The organism is Labrenzia sp. CP4 (assembly GCF_001579905.1).
GTDB classification, from domain to species: Bacteria; Pseudomonadota; Alphaproteobacteria; order Rhizobiales; family Stappiaceae; genus Roseibium; species Roseibium algicola.
The window spans coordinates 1,847,796-1,864,702 of sequence record NZ_CP011927.1 but is presented as its reverse complement, the minus strand read 5'-3'; the positions used below and the strand labels follow the sequence as shown (position 1 = coordinate 1,864,702).

Sequence of the window (16,907 nt, the reverse complement as noted above, 5' to 3'; positions counted from 1 at the left end):
ATGGCTCAGCCTAGGTGACATTGAAGCAAAGAAACATTTGTTTCCGGGAAATTGGATATCCGGATTCGTGATACCCGGACGCCCTGAACCTGACCGACTTTCCGGCCGCTGGCCGCATCACAGATGCAGGCCACAATCCTCAAACGCGGCGCAGACCGAGGCCTTCTCTGTCTCCGTCAGTTCCAGCATGGGATGGCGGACCCGGCCGCCGACCTGGCCGAGAAGCTCTTGCCAGTATTTGCCGTGCGCAGTTGGTTTGCCACCTGGCTTCGTCTTGCGGATTGCCTCGCGCACCGGCGCCAGGCTGTCGCGCACCCGCCGGGCCGCGTCGAATTTTCCGGCAAAGGCTAGTTCGGTGTATTCGTGCATCCGGCGATCGTTCCGGGTCTGGATCTGGTAGGGGGGAGACGAGCAGAGGTAAAGTTGCCATCCCAGCTCCTCGATATTGTCGAGCCAGTCTTCTTCAGCGGATGTCGAAACCAGTATCCTGTCGCCGACCATCCGGGTCAGTCGTGCATACATCTCACGCGGGACGGAATATTTAATTGCCATGATATTGGGCAGTTCGGCGATCCGCGCGCAGGTTTCCGGCTCCATCAGGTAGCCGCTGTCAGGGTGGCTCCACATGGCGATGCCGATATCGAGCCTGTCGCACAGATACTTGTAGTAATTGTACAGAACCTCGTCCCGGTCGTGGCAGAAGCTGAGCATCGGCGCGTGAACCACAACGTAATCGGCACCGCAAGCTTCGGCATGACGTCCAAGCTCCAGCACAGTGCCGACGTTCTGGTCGGAGATCGACATGATTGTTCCGGCCTTGCCGGCACATTCGTCCACCGCAACGCACATGTTGTGCTTGCGCTCTTCCAGCGACATCGACCAGAACTCGCCTTGCTTGCCGGCGATGAAAAGGCCCCTGATGCCCAGGTCGTCGATCCAGTGGCGGATGTTGCGGCGCAGCCCGGCCTCATCGAATGCCAGGTCTTTGTCGAAAGGATTCAAAGCAGCCGCCCAGATGCCGCGCATCGTCTCGCGGGCATGTGCCTTTGCTTCGTGTTTTGCATAGTCCACTGGGTGTGCTCCCGTTAATCTTCGGCCGTATAAAGGCCCGGGACAAAACGGAAGCGCCAACAGATTGCACGGATATGGCTATCAAAAAATTGTATATCAAACCTCCCTGAAATTCGGATAACTAAGCCCGCATGAAGGGAACCATGAAAATCGGGATCATTGGCGAAGGCGCTATCGCGCGCTACGTCTGCACCAGTCTGAATGCGACCCATGCGGTACTTGTCAGGTCCGAACTGCCTGTCGGCAAGGACAACGACGGCCTCTTGCGTGTCCTGCACGTGAACGAATTGCCCGGTGATGTCGATGTGATGATCGATTGCGCGGGTCACGCGGCCCTGGCAGAACACGGACCGGCCATTCTCGAGCGGGGCATCGACCTCGTCACGGTTTCCCTTGGAGCGCTGGCCGACACCGATCTTTACAGCCGATTGAATTCGGCGGCCGAGCGGGGCGGTGCCCGGCTTCGTCTGGCAAGTGGATCGATAGGAGCTCTCGACTGCCTGCGGGCTGCGCAGGTTGGCGGGCTGTCAGAGGTTACCTATACAGGCCGAAAACCTCCACAGAGTTGGAAGGGTTCGCCGGCAGAAGACCGGCTGGACCTGGACACGCTCGACCAGGCAGCTACACATTTCGAGGGCAGCGCACGGCAGGCAGCAACCCTTTACCCGAAGAACGCCAATGTCGCCGCCGCCGTGGCGCTGGCCGGGGCAGGTTTTGAAGCGACGAAAGTTCGGCTGATCGCCGATCCCGGCATAGCGGCAAACATCCACGAGGTTAAGGCCTCTGGTGCATTCGGCAGTTTCACGTTCCACATTGAGGGACGTGCGCTCCCGGACAATCCGCGCAGCTCCGCCCTTGCTGCAATGAGCGTCGTTGCCGCCATCGAGCGCCAACAATCCGCTATCGTGATATGAGGTATCGCATTTGGTTACCCGGCATACCCGCATCGTCGACCGTGCGCTGACCCGCCTGAAACTGCGTCAGCTCAGGCTTCTGATCGCTGTCGGCCAGCAGGGTAGCATCCAGAATGCCGCGCAGGATCTCGGCATTTCGCAACCTGCCGCCACAAAGATGATCCAGGATCTGGAACTCGACTTCGAGGTCAAGCTGTTCGAACGCACCAATCGCGGTGTGGTGCCTACGGTCTTCGGCGCGACTCTGATCCGCCACGGCAAGCTGATCTTTGCGCAGGTGTCGAACGCCGCGCAGGAACTGGACGACCTGAACGAGGGCAACAGCGGCCGGGTTGTTGTGGGCACGTTGCTTGCCGCGTCCCCGGCCCTGCTGCCTGCGGCGATCGAGACACTTCTGAAAGACCGTCCGAAGGTTGCGATCAAGATCGTGGAAGGCACCAACGAGGTCCTGATGCCGGCTCTTTTGTCCGGCGAGATCGATATGGTTGTCGGGCGTCTTCCCAGCCGGCGGCACCGTGCAAAAATCGTCCAGGAGAAGTTTTTCGATGAACGCGTTCTGGCAATTGTTGGCCCCCAACACCCGCTGACGAAGGCACGGTCGGTGACATTCGAACAGCTCACGCCTTTCGGCTGGATCCTGCCGCCGGTCGAAACAACGCTTCGCCGCCAGACCGACCAGTATTTCGTCAAGCAGGACCAATTTGTGCCGTCGGTCGCCATCGAGTCCGTTTCCTATCTGGCCAATCGCTCGCTACTGCGCAGCCATGACTTCGTCGGGCTGATGCCTGCGCATGTCGCCTCGCTCGATATTGAACGCGGGCTCCTCGCGCAGGTCGACTGGACCGTACCCTTCGGGGCGGGACCCGTGGGTGTGTCGCACCGCGGCGAGCAGAGCCTGTCACCCGCTGGGGCCGCATTCCTGACCGCGCTGCGGCAAGCCGCAGCGCAGATGAGATATGGTCAGACCCTAATCTGATATCAGGCAAACGGATATCAGTATCAGTTCAATTCACTTGAGAGCCGGAGCTGGCGCGTGACACGTTGACCGCAACACACTGATTGCGAGGACAACATGAGCATCTACCCGGACCTGCGCCTTTATATCGGCGGAGAGTGGCGGAAAACGCGTGACGATCTGGCGGTTGTAAACCCGGCGACCGAAGAGGAAATCGGTCGTCTTCCGCATGCGCGCATTTCCGATCTCGACGATGCGCTTGAAGCGGCGGAAACCGGGTTCCGAGTCTGGTGCCGCACGGCCCCGCGTGAGCGTGCCGACATCATTTTGAAAGCTTCGGCCCTGTTGCGCGAACGACAGGAAGAGATCGCCCGGGCCATCACCGCCGAACACGGCAAACCGCTGGCTCAGGCGCGTCTGGAGGTCATTCGGGGCTGTGAGTTCTTCGAATGGGACGCCGGAGAAGCCGTCCGTAGCTACGGCCGTGTCATCCCTTCGGCGCCCGGCGTGCGTTACCTGGTGCATCACCAGCCGATCGGCGTGACGCTCGGGCTGGCTCCCTGGAACTTTCCCATGAGCCAACCAGCGCGCAAGGTGGCCGGCGCGCTCGCTGCCGGCTGTTCGATCATCCTAAAGGCAGCCGAGGAAACCCCGGCCGGCGCCCTCCATATTGCCCGCGCCTTTCACGACGCAGGACTGCCCAAGGGCGTGCTGAACCTGGTCTTCGGGACACCTGCCGAGATTTCCGGTCACCTCATCCGGCAAGAAGTGGTGCGGCTTGTTGCCTTTACCGGTTCCACTACCGTTGGGCGGCATCTGTCCGGGTTGGCCGCACAAAACGACACGCGCGCGTTAATGGAATTGGGCGGTCATGCACCGGTCATCGTCTGCGAGGATACGGATGTTGAAAGAGCCGCAATCAGTGGCGCGATCCGCAAGTACCGCAACGCCGGGCAGGTCTGCACCTCCCCAACGCGGTTCTTTGTGCATGAAAGCATTTTCGCGCCCTTCCTGGAAACCTTCAGTGGGCGCGCTGCGGCGACCAAGGTCGGCAACGGCATGGCTCCGGACAATGAAATGGGACCCCTGGCCAACGAACGCCGGGTACCCGCGCTCATGGACCTGATCGAAGACGCCTGCGCCAAGGGCGCCGAACTTTGCGTGGGCGGCTCGCCTATTAAAGGTGCCGGCTACTTCCTGAAGCCGACGGTGCTTGCCAATGTGCCCGACGATGCCCGGGTCATGCAGGAAGAGCCCTTTGGTCCCCTGGCGGTGATCAACCCTGTCGGCTCTCTCGACGAAGCGATCGCCCGGGCAAACTCGGTACCTTACGGTCTTGCCGCTTACGGCTTCACCAACCGGGCCGACTATATCGATCGGATGACGGATGAGGTGGAAGCTGGCAACCTGTCGATCAACACACTGGAGGCCTCCCTTCCGGAAACCCCTTTCGGCGGCGTGAAGTCCAGCGGAAGCGGCCGCGAAGGCGGCACCGAGGGACTGGAGAACTACATGATCGTCAAAACCGTGTCTCACAGCATGTCGATCGTTTGACGGTAAGTTCTACCGGCACCGAATGTTGCCTCTTTTTGGCTTCGAATATTGATGCCATGTCTTTGAAGAACTGGCCCGATGCTGCGTAGACTCGATCTAACGCAGCATCGGGCCAGCAGTGATTTAGCTTTCAGGTCCTTTGAATCGCCAGTTCTCGTCTCCGGTCTCGACGACTTCACAGTGATGGGTGAGCCAGTCGGGAAGAGCAGTCGTCATCTTTGCAGCCCCTTTTTTAGACATTCGCAGGATTTCGGACTGGTTTGCAAAGTGCCGTTAGATAGGGGACGAGCGTAGGTCTATTGAGGGCGGGGAGCGGTAGTTCTCTGCGGGGTGAACGAAGCCGTGATGTAGATTACAAAAGCTGACATCCGATAGATGTGGCAATACTCGACATTTTGAGGGGTATGAAGTTCCAGAATGTCCACTATTCCAGCACAACTCCATCGCGCTGGTTTTTGCGACGGCCCAACGAAATCAGTTGCTGAATTGCAGCGGATACCTCAGCGACCCTGCAGCCGAGCTTCTCTGCAACCTCGTAATGAACACCTGTCTGCCAAGGTTGATGCGGCAAGAGCATATCCACTTGATCCAAAAACTCGCTCGACAACGAGACCGCGAGCTTTTGCTTTCCTTGCGTGTTAGATGGACTGCGACGTCCGATAACTTCGGGGTTTGAGATGGCTTGAAGCGTCGCAAACTCGTCACAGATGTCACGCATATGCGTGCTACTGGGTTTGCTAGGCCCGCTAGACTTACTTTCACAGAAGTTCCAACAATACAGGAGTTCTTCCCGAAACCTTTCATCGAGCGTGATATTCGCGAGCTGTGCTGCAGAGAACGCGAACGTTCCAAATCGTTTCGCAACTGCTAAAAGCGATATCAGGCCGCGCCACGTTCGTAAGAAACGCTCACCCCTAGGAGACGAGGATTTTCTTGCCTCATTCAGTACCGCCTCGGCCTCCTTGTGTATCGAAACTAGAACTGGCCAGACCTCTATCGGAAAAGCGCTGGAGAACACGGCACTGTAATTGTTGTCGGAACGCATGAACCTTGAACGGAGGCGTGAAGCTGAAAATGGGTTCTTCATGATGAGCGCAGTGACCGCTCCTGCCACGTACATTGGATTGACGATCCGTTCCGCAGCCCTTCCAACGTTCAGGTAGTAGTTCTTGCGTCTTTCGTAGTACCAGCCCGCACGCTCTAGAACGTCTTCGATGTCTCGCTGAATTTTGTCAGTAGCTCGAAGCGCACTTTGTTCAACAGTGCTCTGATTGTTGGATGCTACAATAATTTGATCCCTTAGCTCGGTATCCTCAGAAACTACCACCTTAATAAAAATGCTCTTGTCCGCTGAGACTTCCGACCCGCTCGAGAAGTGATTAAAAATTGTTTCTGAGGTTTGAAGGCCGTTGATAATTTGAATGTCCTGCATCACCATCGACTTTCCCGTGATCGTGGCCTTGGTAGCAAGAATAGTAACTCCGTTGTTGAGCCACCAGAAGTCGGGTCCTTGGTTGTTGGTAAGCGTGTTTGTTATGTCGAGGTTGACTTTGTTTTCACCTAAATAATCGCGGACATTTGAATCCAGCAAATACCTGCGTAGATTTCCGTTTTCATCAGTAATGAAGTTGAAGTAGTCTTTTAGCTTGCAGAGAATTATGTGGCCATCGACATCGCCTGACACCTGACCTGAGAAAGGGATTTCGAGAGTGAATGTTTTGGTCTGGCGAAAGAGCTCAACCAGCTCCGGCGCTCCCATAAAATCAAAATCGCATTTTGCTTCGCTAAACAGTTCAAGAAGTATCCGCTCAATCTGATCTGCTCTGGCACTTACACTTTCTCCAAGTTGATCAGTGTTTCCGCGTGATGCGTATACTACTCTGAACGAAAGCACCGGCCTTTGAATGGCCAACTTCCGATAGGATTTCGAAAACAGCCTTCTAAACTCGAGGATTTTTTTGTTGTAGCTGCCAGCAAGCTGTTCTTCCGAAAGGCTTAAGTCAAATAATTCTTGTAGAGTGGCGACAATAGTATTGAGAGTAGCTTCCTTGAAAGTATTGTGGTGCTTACAATTGATCAAGAACACTTCCATCCGAGCGCCAGATTTAGGTAGAGAACCTTCGTCACCGCCGCACAAGTGGCCATTGATGAAAAGATAGCATCCGTCGATCCCGCCGTCGTCTCTACCATCAGTGTGACCGCTCTTTAGCTCGTCTCCGCTAAGGTCGTAACTCTTTAAGATTTGTTCTAGACAGAACAATTCAAATCGCTCGCCAATATCCAAATTAACAGAGCCTTCAATCGGATACTGTTCAATTATCCCATTCAAAAGGTATTCGTCGTTACGCGGCACCGCTTTGCCCCTATGTTATCGAGACTTGTTTCACTAATTGCGCTGATCGAGCCTGCATGTCGACAAGTGTGCCCAGGTAAGCTCGGTTCTTGCGGTGTTCTCTTTGGATACACAAGCGTCGGCCACTCTTCATTACACCACCCAAGTTCCTTCAATCTGGTTATGCGCGCAAGTCGCCTAGCCTGAGCGCCGTGACTGAAGGGGCATGAGCTGTCGCAAATAACCAGCGAATGACTGCAAAGTGGGCTGCAACCGCAGCATCGAAACAGATTGTCGAAAGTCCGCAAAGGGCCGAAAGTTACCACAGAAATTGTCCTAACGAATTTCGGACTAAGGACGCAAAATTCCAAAACCCGACCGTCGGCTCTCGGCTCCAAACCAGTCTTGTCGCCATACGAAAAATGGTACAGCAGAGTGCGGGAAAGTTAGCGAGCGCCCCCTTAAAAATCCTCATTTCTCCGACGTCTTCAAAATGGTGTACTCTTATATTTTTTGATAAATCTCGAATAATATTGACCTGAATGTTTCGTTTTTACTGATTGGCGCAAAATTAAACGCTTCTCCTGAAACCTCTTTGCACAACCAGAAAATTAGAAAATTCTCGATATCTCTTGTCAAAACTCATTCAATTCAATGACTTGTTTGGATGAGTGACTACAAGTTCGTACAATACCCAACGTATTTTGATATGTGGCGACAACTTCGGATATTCTTTAGGACAACTACTGAGCTGCTCGTGATCCGTCGAGTAGCAGAAACCTGGGAGGAATTGCACGAGGGTTTTGCGCTCTACGGCGTTGAACTTCGCCGGCGTGGGGCTGGGTTCGTGTTCCGCGACATCGGCACCGGCACCATGGAAAAAGCCAGCGCCGTTGATCGGCTGTTTTCGAAAAAGAACCTTGAAGACAAGTACGGCCCTTATCGCAAACAGGACCGGCTCGTTGATCCGACAAAATCCAGATCCAAATACCGCCGCCGTCCGCTCGATCCGCGCCTCGAACGACATCCCGCCTGGAAACGCATGACCGGAGGTCACACCGGCAAGCGGGTGTCCTGGCGCCGGTTTCTGGAGCAACAGGCCGGTGTCGATGCCGAGGCCCGCGAAGCGCTCGAGCTACAGAAATCATACTTCCAGATCATCAGCGGAAAGACCCCGCAAAAGATCCGCACACGTCAGATTAGGCCCCGGAAATCGAAAGGGATGTCCCGATAAACTTATGGCGCTTCAATTTGAGCTGAACTTCCGATTGATCGAAGCAGTTTTCCTAGCCGGGTGCAGTCACATAGAAATTTTATCACCGGAGCTGCAGCAGTTACGCGCCTTGATTTCGCTGTTCAAAGTCTGAAACAAAAATAGCGGTTCACTCCACGTTGTATGTGGTTCTCAACCAATCCGCCGGTTAAGCTTACCTGCATCCGCGCAGATCTGCGGATACTCATTTGGCGGAACGGGAGCCTAGTGACTATGAAGTGTCTTCTCGCGGTTCTGACAAGTCTTCTTCTGTCCTTCATGGCGTTACCGTCTGCCGAGGCTGCACAGAAGGTGGCACTGATCATCGGCAACTCGCACTACTTAAATGTTAGTCCTCTCGACAATCCGGTCCGCGATGCTGATTTGGCGGGCCGAACGTTCTCAGCCCTCGGTTTCGAGAGTCAGGTAGTTCTGGATGCCGACACGGAGAGTCTGCGACATGCCCTTCGAAATTTCCAAACAGCTTCGAAAGGGGCGGAAGTCGCGGCCATCTTCTTTGCGGGCCACGGGGTACAGGCGGGCAACGTAAACTACCTGCTGGCAACAGACACGGGCGCCGAAAACAAGGCAACTTTCGAGAACACTGCCGTACGAATGGAAGAATTTTTGGCCGCTTATGCGCAGAGCGCAAAGGTCAAGCTGCTCATTGTCGATGCTTGTCGCGACAACCCGTTTGCTTCCACTCGTTCGCTCGAAAAGATCTTTGATCCCAGCGCGAAGGGGTTGTCCCGGGTCAACCATCAGCTTCAGGATCTGATGGTGATCTACTCTGCTCAGCCGAACCACCGGGCATATGACGGCGAGGGCAATAACAGCCCGTTTATGGAAGCTTTCTCTTCTGTTTTGACAGCCAAAGAAAACGTGCAGTTGAGCGATGCACTTATCGACATTACCAATTTTGTGCGCACCAAAACGGCGAACAAGCAGCTGCCCTATACCGAAGGCACGCTGTCCGTTCACGTGCAACTTACCCTGGAGCAACCTCTGGAAAGGGCCTCGGAAGAGGATGTGTGCCCGGCAACAGGAAAGGTGATCGCTCTAGAACTTGTCGATGACTATCTGGAGTTCGACACTGGGCCAGAAAGCCTGATCATCAACGATGCGGGTAAGCCGGTATTGGAAGTCTGCCTTCGCGAAGGGGCAATCCTGGTTCACGGAAGTTACAACGAGATCTTCCCTGCCGCGGACCTCCGCAACTCGGAAAACGAGGGCTCCGGCTATTACTTCAAGACACAGGACGGCAAAGACGCCCACCTGTGGTTTTACGCCGATCCGGACGACCCAAATGCCGCGGCTCAGGTCGGGGTGTATGTAGGTGACCAGGAGGTCACCTGGATCACTACCGGCTGGGTGTTCTGATCAGTTACTCGCAATAGATGGCGACGCGGGGACGTACGCCCTAGCTCATATCGACCTGGTCGGATATCGAAAGACACCCGGCCAGGTCATTTTGTTGCAATGAATGCACGGAACCATCGACCGCTATTAATGTCTTAGCAATATGTAAATATTAACAACTAACCCTACGGAAATGAACTGACTGACAGTTGAGATATCCAAGTGCTCACGCGCTCCTTGAATTATCAATAAGCCATTATTAAAAATAACAAATCTGACATTTCTATCATTTTGAGATTTTAATCCTGGAATTGCAACGCGTTTAATATTCAAAAATGATTTAGATAAAATGTTTTACATATTATATTAATAATAAATAGAAATATAAATATTTCGACCATCATTCACATTTAGAAATAAAATTTGTAATTTTGACAAATTTATACTTTCGAAAAGTTACGGTAATATTTCTGAGCACCTTTGATAAGGTGCACTAGAACTGCAGCGTGCTCTTAAGATATTCGCCTGACAATCGAGCACGTTGCTTTTTCATTCTGAAACAGTTTCTGAACAATACCCCACAAAAAATAGTTTGTGGGGTACCAAAGATGGTACACTTACCCCACAGAAAAAATTATGTGGGGTAAATATGTCCGTGAGCTATCATAGCGCAATCGGTATTGCAGCTTGGACTGACCTGCGACGATCTTTGATTGACCGTGCTGTTTCGGACCTCCGAGGAGTGCCTCGATGCAAAACGGTCGGCACAAAAACCTATTGGTATGATCACTACCGACTTGGGAACAAAACGGTCGATCGTTACATCGGAGAAGACACCTCCGAGCTGCGCAACCGATTGAATCGGCAAACTGAAATCGCAGATGCCGCCAAGCAGGCAGATCTCGAGCGAGCCAGGTTGATGCGTGTGCTGCGGGCCGAAGGGTATCTGTTCGCGGATGTAGGCTCCGGTCAGGTTGTCTCGGCAATGGCGAAAGCCGGTGTCTTTCGGCTGGGAGGTACGATCGTCGGCACGCATGCCTTTCGCTGTTATGAAGGAGAGCTTGGCGTCCGGATTGGTTTCGATCAATCGGCAACAACAGACGATATCGACATCGCGAGTTTTGAGCGCTTGTCCCTGGCTCTCGCTGATACAGTCGAACCGCCATTGCAAGAGGTCTTTTCCGAACTCCACTTCGATCCGTTGCCAACGCTTGAGAGCGGCAAGACCTGGCGTTGGCGGCAGTCAAATCGCCAGACGTTGGTGGAATTTCTGACGCCTTCATTTGAAGAAGACGAAGGCATCCGCGATCTTCCAGCCCTTGGGGTCAACGCTCAAAGTCTGCATTTTCTCAATTACCTGATTGCCGACCCAATTCGAGTACCCTTTCTGTATAGATCCGGAGTGTTGGTGCAAATTCCGAAGCCAGAACGCTTTGCAGTTCACAAGCTGATTGTCGCTGACCGAAGACAAGGCGGACCGGACGCACTCAAAGCACACAAGGACCGCGCACAGGCGGCATTCCTGATTGAAGCCTTGAGCGAAAACAGACCCTACGATCTGGTAGAAGCGTACCAGCTGGCGATTGAGTCCGGTTCAGCGTGGCGAACGAGGATCTTAGCGAGTTTGCAACGAATGCCGACCACAGCCAAATTGCTTCAGTCAATTCAATGAGTCGTACACTTGCAGGTTCGATCCCGGAACGCCGGTAATCACGTGGCCGAAGGCAGTTGTGCCAACGAACGAATTGCCGACGTTTCTTTGACGGATTTGGCACGGCACCTCCTTGTGCAGGTAGGATCAGAAGACCCGAGCATCAGATCGATGGCGTATGGTGGAGCTTCAGTTGTTTGCCGGATCCGTTTCGGCCTCGAACGCCAGAATACCAACCCGTGCACAGGCCCAGGCTGTCGGTATCAAGATCAACGCATTGAGGATGGCAAAAGGGACCAACGAAAGCCTGAAATACCCAGCCAACGCCCATAGAATTAGGAACGCGAAGGTGAGGAGTAGCGTGTCTACCAGAACGACTGCAGACACAAAGCCAAACATAGTGCCAAAGGTGATCAACCGTTTCGGTTGCTCACCTTCATTGTCTTCAATTTGAGAGGACATGATTACCATCCAGGAGATATCTGAAATCTAGCGAGAAGGATTTCCTACTTCGCTAAAGTTCAGCATTCGAACAGTCACTGACCGTCTGAGCTTTCAGATAATTCGCTCCAGGCCACGCTTCCATTAGACTAAAAAAATAGTTTCAGCATCATCTGCGGTCAAACATTTGACTTTATTTGGGAGAGCAAGTTTTTCTCTGTTTATTTGTTTTTTACGAAAGTAGATTAGCGCCCAGTGCAGAGGTTTTTCTCAATTAGCCACTTGCAAAGCCGTATTATCCGTCCCACGTCCTTTCAGCGCGATTTGAGCGCACCCTGCACGACTATCCAGCCCTTTTCCGTGCTCGGTGTCAGTTATTGGCGCTGGTGGAACTAAAATCATGAACCTGTTGCTGACGGAAGTGATGGGTGAACCGATATGGATGTGGGGAACATTCCTTGCACTCATGCTTGGGCTGCTCGTTTTCGATTTGGGCGTTCTACACCGCCGTCCACATGAGATTGGTCTTAGAGAAAGCCTGCTTCTTTCCGCGTTGTACATCAGCTTGGGACTGCTGTTCAGCCTTTGGATCTGGCAGATGCTCGGCGCTCACGCCGCGATGCTCTACCTGACAGGCTATGTCGTCGAAAAGAGCCTGTCATTGGACAATGTGTTCGTCATTGCCCTTATCTTCAGCTACTTCTCGATACCAAGAGCTTATCAGCACAAGGTCCTGATCTGGGGGATTGTGGGGGTAATTGTCTTGCGCGGTGTGATGATTGGCGCAGGTACGGTAATCGTCTCCCACTTCGAGTGGGTTTTGTACGTCTTCGCAGTGTTTCTCATATTCACTGGCGTCAAGATGCTCTTGAATGGCGATCATCAATTTGAAGTCGCCGACAACCCAGTTCTCCGGTTGTTACGTAGATGGTTGCCACTTTCGTCCGATCTCCACGGACACCGGTTTTTCATCCGCTCCGGATCGAGACTTCTTGCAACACCATTGCTGTTGACGCTCTTCATGGTCGAAACCGCCGACCTCATTTTCGCAATTGACTCTATTCCGGCGATTTTCTCGATTACGACTGATCCTTACATTGTCTACACGTCCAACATTTTCGCAGTCCTTGGGCTTCGAGCGCTGTATTTCGTACTTGTGGTTCTCATCGCTCGGTTCACCTATCTAAAATATGCGCTATCGCTGGTTCTGGTGTTCATCGGCAGCAAGATTTTCCTCGCTGATTTATTCCCTCTGGAGAAATTTCCACCAGCTTTGTCGCTGGTGATCACGGTGCTGCTAATCACCGGTGGGATTTTGCTTTCGTTGTTTTCACAGCGACCACCGGAATGTTCTCCAATGAGCGCTACAAATCCGCGCCCCACGAGACCGAGCAAGTAAGCCCCAAAGGTATCCGCCTGGCTGCGCCAGTCATTGACTTTTTTGAAGGGGCTCCGCCCCCGACCGGTCAAGGATGAACCGCAAAGCGGCCGGAAAAGCGGCTTCCCCATGCTCCGCGGCTGCGCCTTGTGCGCACGGGGATACCCCTCCTCTTTCCGGTCCCTGACCGTCCTCCCCCGTTTCCGGCGACGCGGAAAATGAAACGAGCCATATCGGCGAAGTTTCGGGAAACAGGAGCAGACCCAATGACCAAGACCAAAGCCACCACCAACGAAATCAAAGTCGCTTTCAAAAAGCTCGCGCTCGACCCGAAGAACGTCCGTAAGAAAGCAGATCAGAACGGCATTCAATCACTTGCAGCCAACATTGCGGTCAATGGCGTGTTGCAGAACCTGATTGTCCGCCCGGATGTGAAACGGGGCCACTATTTGGTGACCGGTGGGGGCCGCCGCTTTCGAGCCGTGGAATATCTGATCAAGGAAGGTGTACTGACGATTGACTATGAACTCTCCTGCCAGGTCAGAACCGAGGAGGAAGCAACCGAACTCAGCCTTGCCGAGAATGTCATGCGCGAAGCCATGGACCCGGCAGACCAGTTCCGCGCCTTCAAAGTTTTTGCCGATGAGGGAACGGCGGTGGAAGAAATCGCAAAGCGCTTTGGCACTACCGCGTTGATCGTCACCAAGCGCCTGAAACTCGCCCGTGTCTCTCCGGTTCTGTTTGAGCTTTTCGAGAAAGGTGAAATGGAACTGTCCCAGCTTCAAGCGTTCACCGTCAGTGACGATCACGAGGCACAGGAACAGGTCTGGAACTCACTGCCACGGCATTACCGCAACGGTTATGACATTCGCCGGGCTTTGACCGATGGCAAGATCCCCGCATCCGATAAGAGGATCCAATTCATCGGTGGTCTGGACGCTGTGCGCAACGCAGGTGGCATCGTGATCTGCGATCTCTTTTCGAAGCGTGACGGCGGTTATGTCGAAGACGTTGCTGTGGTCGAAAAACTGGTGAGCGAAAAGATCGAATTGGTGACTCAGGAAATCGCTGCCGAGGGCTGGAAATGGGTTCGGTACCATGCTGAGCTTGATTACACTGCTATGCAGGCATTTGGGCGGGAGTATCCGAAGCAGCCGCAGTTTTCCGACGAAGATCAGACAGAGCTTGGGCGCTTGCAGGCAGAAAGTGACGACGCGGCCACTCGCTACAACGAAACAGGCAACGAGGAAGACCGGGTGGCCTTCGAGGTTGCTGACGAGGCAATTGAGAACCTGCAGGCAAAATACGTGGCTGAGTTTTCCGGTGACCAAAAAGCGACTTGCGGCACCATCATTTCAATTGGCTATCATGGCGACCTGCGCGTTGAGCGCGGGCTGATCGACCCGGCAGATGCAAAGGCTAAGCCGGCCGCCAGCGACGAGGCTGAAGAGAAAGAATTGGATACCGCGTCCCATTCCAAGGCATTGATTGCCGAATTGACAGCCCGCAAGACCTCCGTGCTGCGCATGGAGTTGGCAAAGAACCCTGATGTTGCACTCGCCGTTGCAGTTCATTCCATGGCGATCAAGACGCTCTATAACCACAGCGCGGCCCGGGACAACGGCACGATTGAAATCAGCCTCGACAGCGCGTGCCTGGAAAGCCAGATCAAGGACGCCGGACGGTGCAAGGTTCTGGATGCGATTGAGCGCCAGCGTGAAAGCTGGAAATCGGTTCTGCCTCTTGATCCGGCTGAACTCTGGAACTGGTGTCTGAACGTCTCGCAAATGACCCTGCTGGAGTTGCAGGCCTTCTGTGTCGCCCAGACCATCAATGCAATTGAGTATGGCGAGGGTTACAACAAAACTGGCGTCGATCACGGCAACCAGATCGGATTGGCCCTTGGCACAGATGTCACCGAGCACTTCCATCCAACTGCCGAAAACTACTTCTCCCGAGTGAAGCTCGAAATCATTCACCAAAGCCTTGTTGAGGCTTGCGGAGAGGAAACAGCGGCTCCTGTTCGCAAGATGAAGAAGAAGGAAGCCGCAGCCTATGCCTACGACAAGGTAGCAGGGACCGGCTGGGTGCCAAGTCTGATGACATTCTCTTACGGCACTCCTGTGCCTGAGGAAATTATCGAAGCGGCAGCGTAACGCTGCCCGGTGCGGCCAGCCCTGTGATAATCCCCGTGTGGCTGGCCGCTTCCATCAGGAAACAGTCCCGCAAATTTCATTCTTGTTTTCTGGGAGAATGGACCGGCCCTGACGGGCCGGGCAGATTATCAGCTGAGGGGCGTTGCCCCGGTGGGGAGCGGTCCAGGTCTTCCAAAAAACAGGATCGTGCCGGTAAACCGTCCCGATCGCGTTCCTCTCCCGAACCTGACCCGCTCCCCTATCGAATAATGTCCGGCTATCCACCGGTCACATCTCTTTTAAGGGGCTCCGCCCCCGGCCGATCAAGGATGAACCGCTAGGCGGCCTTGAGCCGGGTTTCCCCACGCTCCGCGGCTTCGCCTTGTGCGCGCGGGTGATGCCCCTCCCCGCTTCCGGTCCTTGACCCGCCCCCCCCGTTTCCGGCGACGCGGAAAATGAAACGAGCCAAACGGCCAAGTTCAAGGAAACGGAGCAACCTCATGAGCCAAGACAACTACACCGCAACCTATAGCCCGGAAGACAACAAGCTACGTCTTTACGCAGATCGCAGGCTAGACGCCGAAACATACGCAAACGTCAAAGAGATGGGGTTCAAGTGGGCACCGAAACAGGAGTTGTTTGTTGCTCCCAAATGGACCCCGGCACGCGAAGACTTCCTAATAGAACTGGCTGATGACATCGAACCGGAGATGACCACGCTGGCGGAGCGGGCCGAGGCAAAGGCCGAACGCCTCGACGCCCTTGCTGATAAACGGGACCGTGAATCAAACGCCTTCATGCGGGCCGCCGACGATCTTTCCCAGGCATTCTACATGGGCCAACCAATTCTTGTCGGGCATCACTCCGAACGCAAGGCACGGAAAACCCAGGAACGCATGCACAATGCCATGGACAAGTCGGTTAGGGCTGCAAAATCGGTTCAGTACTGGCAATGGAAAGCTGCGGGCGTTGAACGTTTCGCCAACATGAAAAACAACCTACGTGTCCGTGCCAACCGCATCAAAACCCTGCTGGCCGAATTGCGCGACCATCAGCGCGCGCTTAATCACGCCGCCCTTTGCGTGAAGGTTTGGGAGAAAGCCACAAGCGACGAAACAATCGCCAAACTCTCCGGCATGCGTCTCAAAACTGGTGATCTCTGTTACTGGGACCATCAACGCGCCTTCCGTGATGGCTCCATGACTGCTCAGGACCTGCGGGAAACGTCGATGCGCAATGCTCAAAAGATCCTGGATAGCGAGACTCGTCGCCGCTGGATCGATCACATCTTGAACCGGCTGGCATACGAACGTGATTTGCTGGGACCGGTTGAGCGATACGAAGGAGAGATAACGTCCGTAATTCTGCAAGGTTTTGCCCGCGAGCACGGCGCGCACAAGCCGAATGCCGAGGTCAACGAGACCGGCTTCAAACTAACGAGCTCGGCACCCTTGCCGCTGCATATTGCCAATGCGGAATCGCTCGACCTTAGCGCGGACGATTGGCGCGACCTGATGCAAGCAGTCGGTTATGTCGTTCCGAATAAGAAACCGACACTTCCGCCTATCCTCAATTTCAGGGCCGGGAACCGGGAAATCGTCGCGGCGACAGGCAATATCTACGGTCGGAAGGACGCCTTCCGCCAGATCGAACTCACCAAAGACCAATATTCCAAGATCTGGCAGGACCTGCGAGGCACCCGAACCAGCGCGTGCGGTTTGTTCCGGTTCAAGATCTGTAAGGATCCGACCAGCACAGAAGCCTATTACATGCGCCCTTGGGTGGCAGTGTTCCTGACAGACTCAAAGGAACATCCGGCACCGGATGGCTTCAAGGATCGATCCGACAGCGTTTGACAAAAGGAC

12 protein-coding genes are annotated in these 16,907 nt (G+C 54.2%); 9 read left to right on the top strand and 3 right to left on the bottom strand.

The features are described 5' to 3' along the window. Window positions 1–117: 117 nt before the first annotated feature. Window positions 118–1,071 carry a dihydrodipicolinate synthase family protein gene (locus tag ACP90_RS08590; protein ID WP_062487949.1) on the bottom strand — a complete coding sequence of 318 codons (954 nt, stop codon included), beginning with the start codon at window positions 1,069–1,071 and terminating at the stop codon, window positions 118–120. A 143-nt stretch (window positions 1,072–1,214) separates the two neighbouring features. Here ACP90_RS08590 and ACP90_RS08585 point away from each other — a divergent pair, with 143 nt between their 5' ends. The 3 genes from ACP90_RS08585 to ACP90_RS08575 all read left to right on the top strand — a co-directional run bounded on the left by ACP90_RS08585 (window position 1,215) and on the right by ACP90_RS08575 (window position 4,494). Beyond that, on the top strand, window positions 1,215–1,985 hold the full coding sequence (locus ACP90_RS08585; RefSeq protein ID WP_062491467.1) for an aspartate dehydrogenase: 771 nt from the start codon (window positions 1,215–1,217) through the stop codon (window positions 1,983–1,985). A gap of 10 nt (window positions 1,986–1,995) precedes the next feature. Then, window positions 1,996–2,961, top strand: a complete 966-nt coding sequence (locus ACP90_RS08580; RefSeq protein ID WP_062487947.1) for a LysR substrate-binding domain-containing protein — start codon at window positions 1,996–1,998, stop codon at window positions 2,959–2,961. A 96-nt stretch (window positions 2,962–3,057) separates the two neighbouring features. Beyond that, a complete protein-coding gene (locus ACP90_RS08575; protein WP_062487945.1) occupies window positions 3,058–4,494 on the top strand; it encodes an NAD-dependent succinate-semialdehyde dehydrogenase in 1,437 nt (478 codons plus the stop codon). A 424-nt stretch (window positions 4,495–4,918) separates the two neighbouring features. On the opposite strand, the gene ACP90_RS08570 is transcribed toward ACP90_RS08575, so the two are convergent. Continuing rightward, a complete protein-coding gene (locus tag ACP90_RS08570; RefSeq protein ID WP_082809704.1) occupies window positions 4,919–6,847 on the bottom strand; it encodes an AIPR family protein in 1,929 nt (642 codons plus the stop codon). Window positions 6,848–7,493: 646 nt separating this feature from the next. Between ACP90_RS08570 and ACP90_RS08565 the strand changes: the two genes are divergently transcribed. The 3 genes from ACP90_RS08565 (at window position 7,494) to ACP90_RS08555 (ending at window position 11,109) form a co-directional block, all read left to right on the top strand. Further along, window positions 7,494–8,060, top strand: coding sequence for a hypothetical protein (locus ACP90_RS08565; RefSeq protein WP_145915733.1), 567 nt, complete (start codon window positions 7,494–7,496; stop codon window positions 8,058–8,060). A gap of 252 nt (window positions 8,061–8,312) precedes the next feature. Beyond that, window positions 8,313–9,458, top strand: a complete 1,146-nt coding sequence (locus ACP90_RS08560; protein WP_062487941.1) for a caspase family protein — start codon at window positions 8,313–8,315, stop codon at window positions 9,456–9,458. A 628-nt stretch (window positions 9,459–10,086) separates the two neighbouring features. Then, window positions 10,087–11,109 carry a GSU2403 family nucleotidyltransferase fold protein gene (locus ACP90_RS08555; RefSeq protein ID WP_062487939.1) on the top strand — a complete coding sequence of 341 codons (1,023 nt, stop codon included), beginning with the start codon at window positions 10,087–10,089 and terminating at the stop codon, window positions 11,107–11,109. Window positions 11,110–11,277: 168 nt separating this feature from the next. Here the strand turns inward: ACP90_RS08555 and ACP90_RS08550 are convergent, their stop codons facing one another. Further along, on the bottom strand, window positions 11,278–11,550 hold the full coding sequence (locus tag ACP90_RS08550) for a hypothetical protein (protein ID WP_145915732.1): 273 nt from the start codon (window positions 11,548–11,550) through the stop codon (window positions 11,278–11,280). Between the two features lie 379 nt (window positions 11,551–11,929). Between ACP90_RS08550 and ACP90_RS08545 the strand changes: the two genes are divergently transcribed. From ACP90_RS08545 to ACP90_RS28610, 3 genes are all read left to right on the top strand, one after another. Continuing rightward, complete coding sequence (locus ACP90_RS08545) at window positions 11,930–12,928, top strand: TerC family protein (RefSeq protein ID WP_062487935.1); 999 nt, start codon at window positions 11,930–11,932, stop codon at window positions 12,926–12,928. 245 nt (window positions 12,929–13,173) lie between these two features. After that, a complete protein-coding gene (locus ACP90_RS08540) occupies window positions 13,174–15,063 on the top strand; it encodes a ParB/RepB/Spo0J family partition protein (RefSeq protein WP_062487933.1) in 1,890 nt (629 codons plus the stop codon). A 479-nt stretch (window positions 15,064–15,542) separates the two neighbouring features. Further along, window positions 15,543–16,898 carry a DUF3560 domain-containing protein gene (locus ACP90_RS28610; protein ID WP_062487931.1) on the top strand — a complete coding sequence of 452 codons (1,356 nt, stop codon included), beginning with the start codon at window positions 15,543–15,545 and terminating at the stop codon, window positions 16,896–16,898. Window positions 16,899–16,907: the final 9 nt, after the last annotated feature.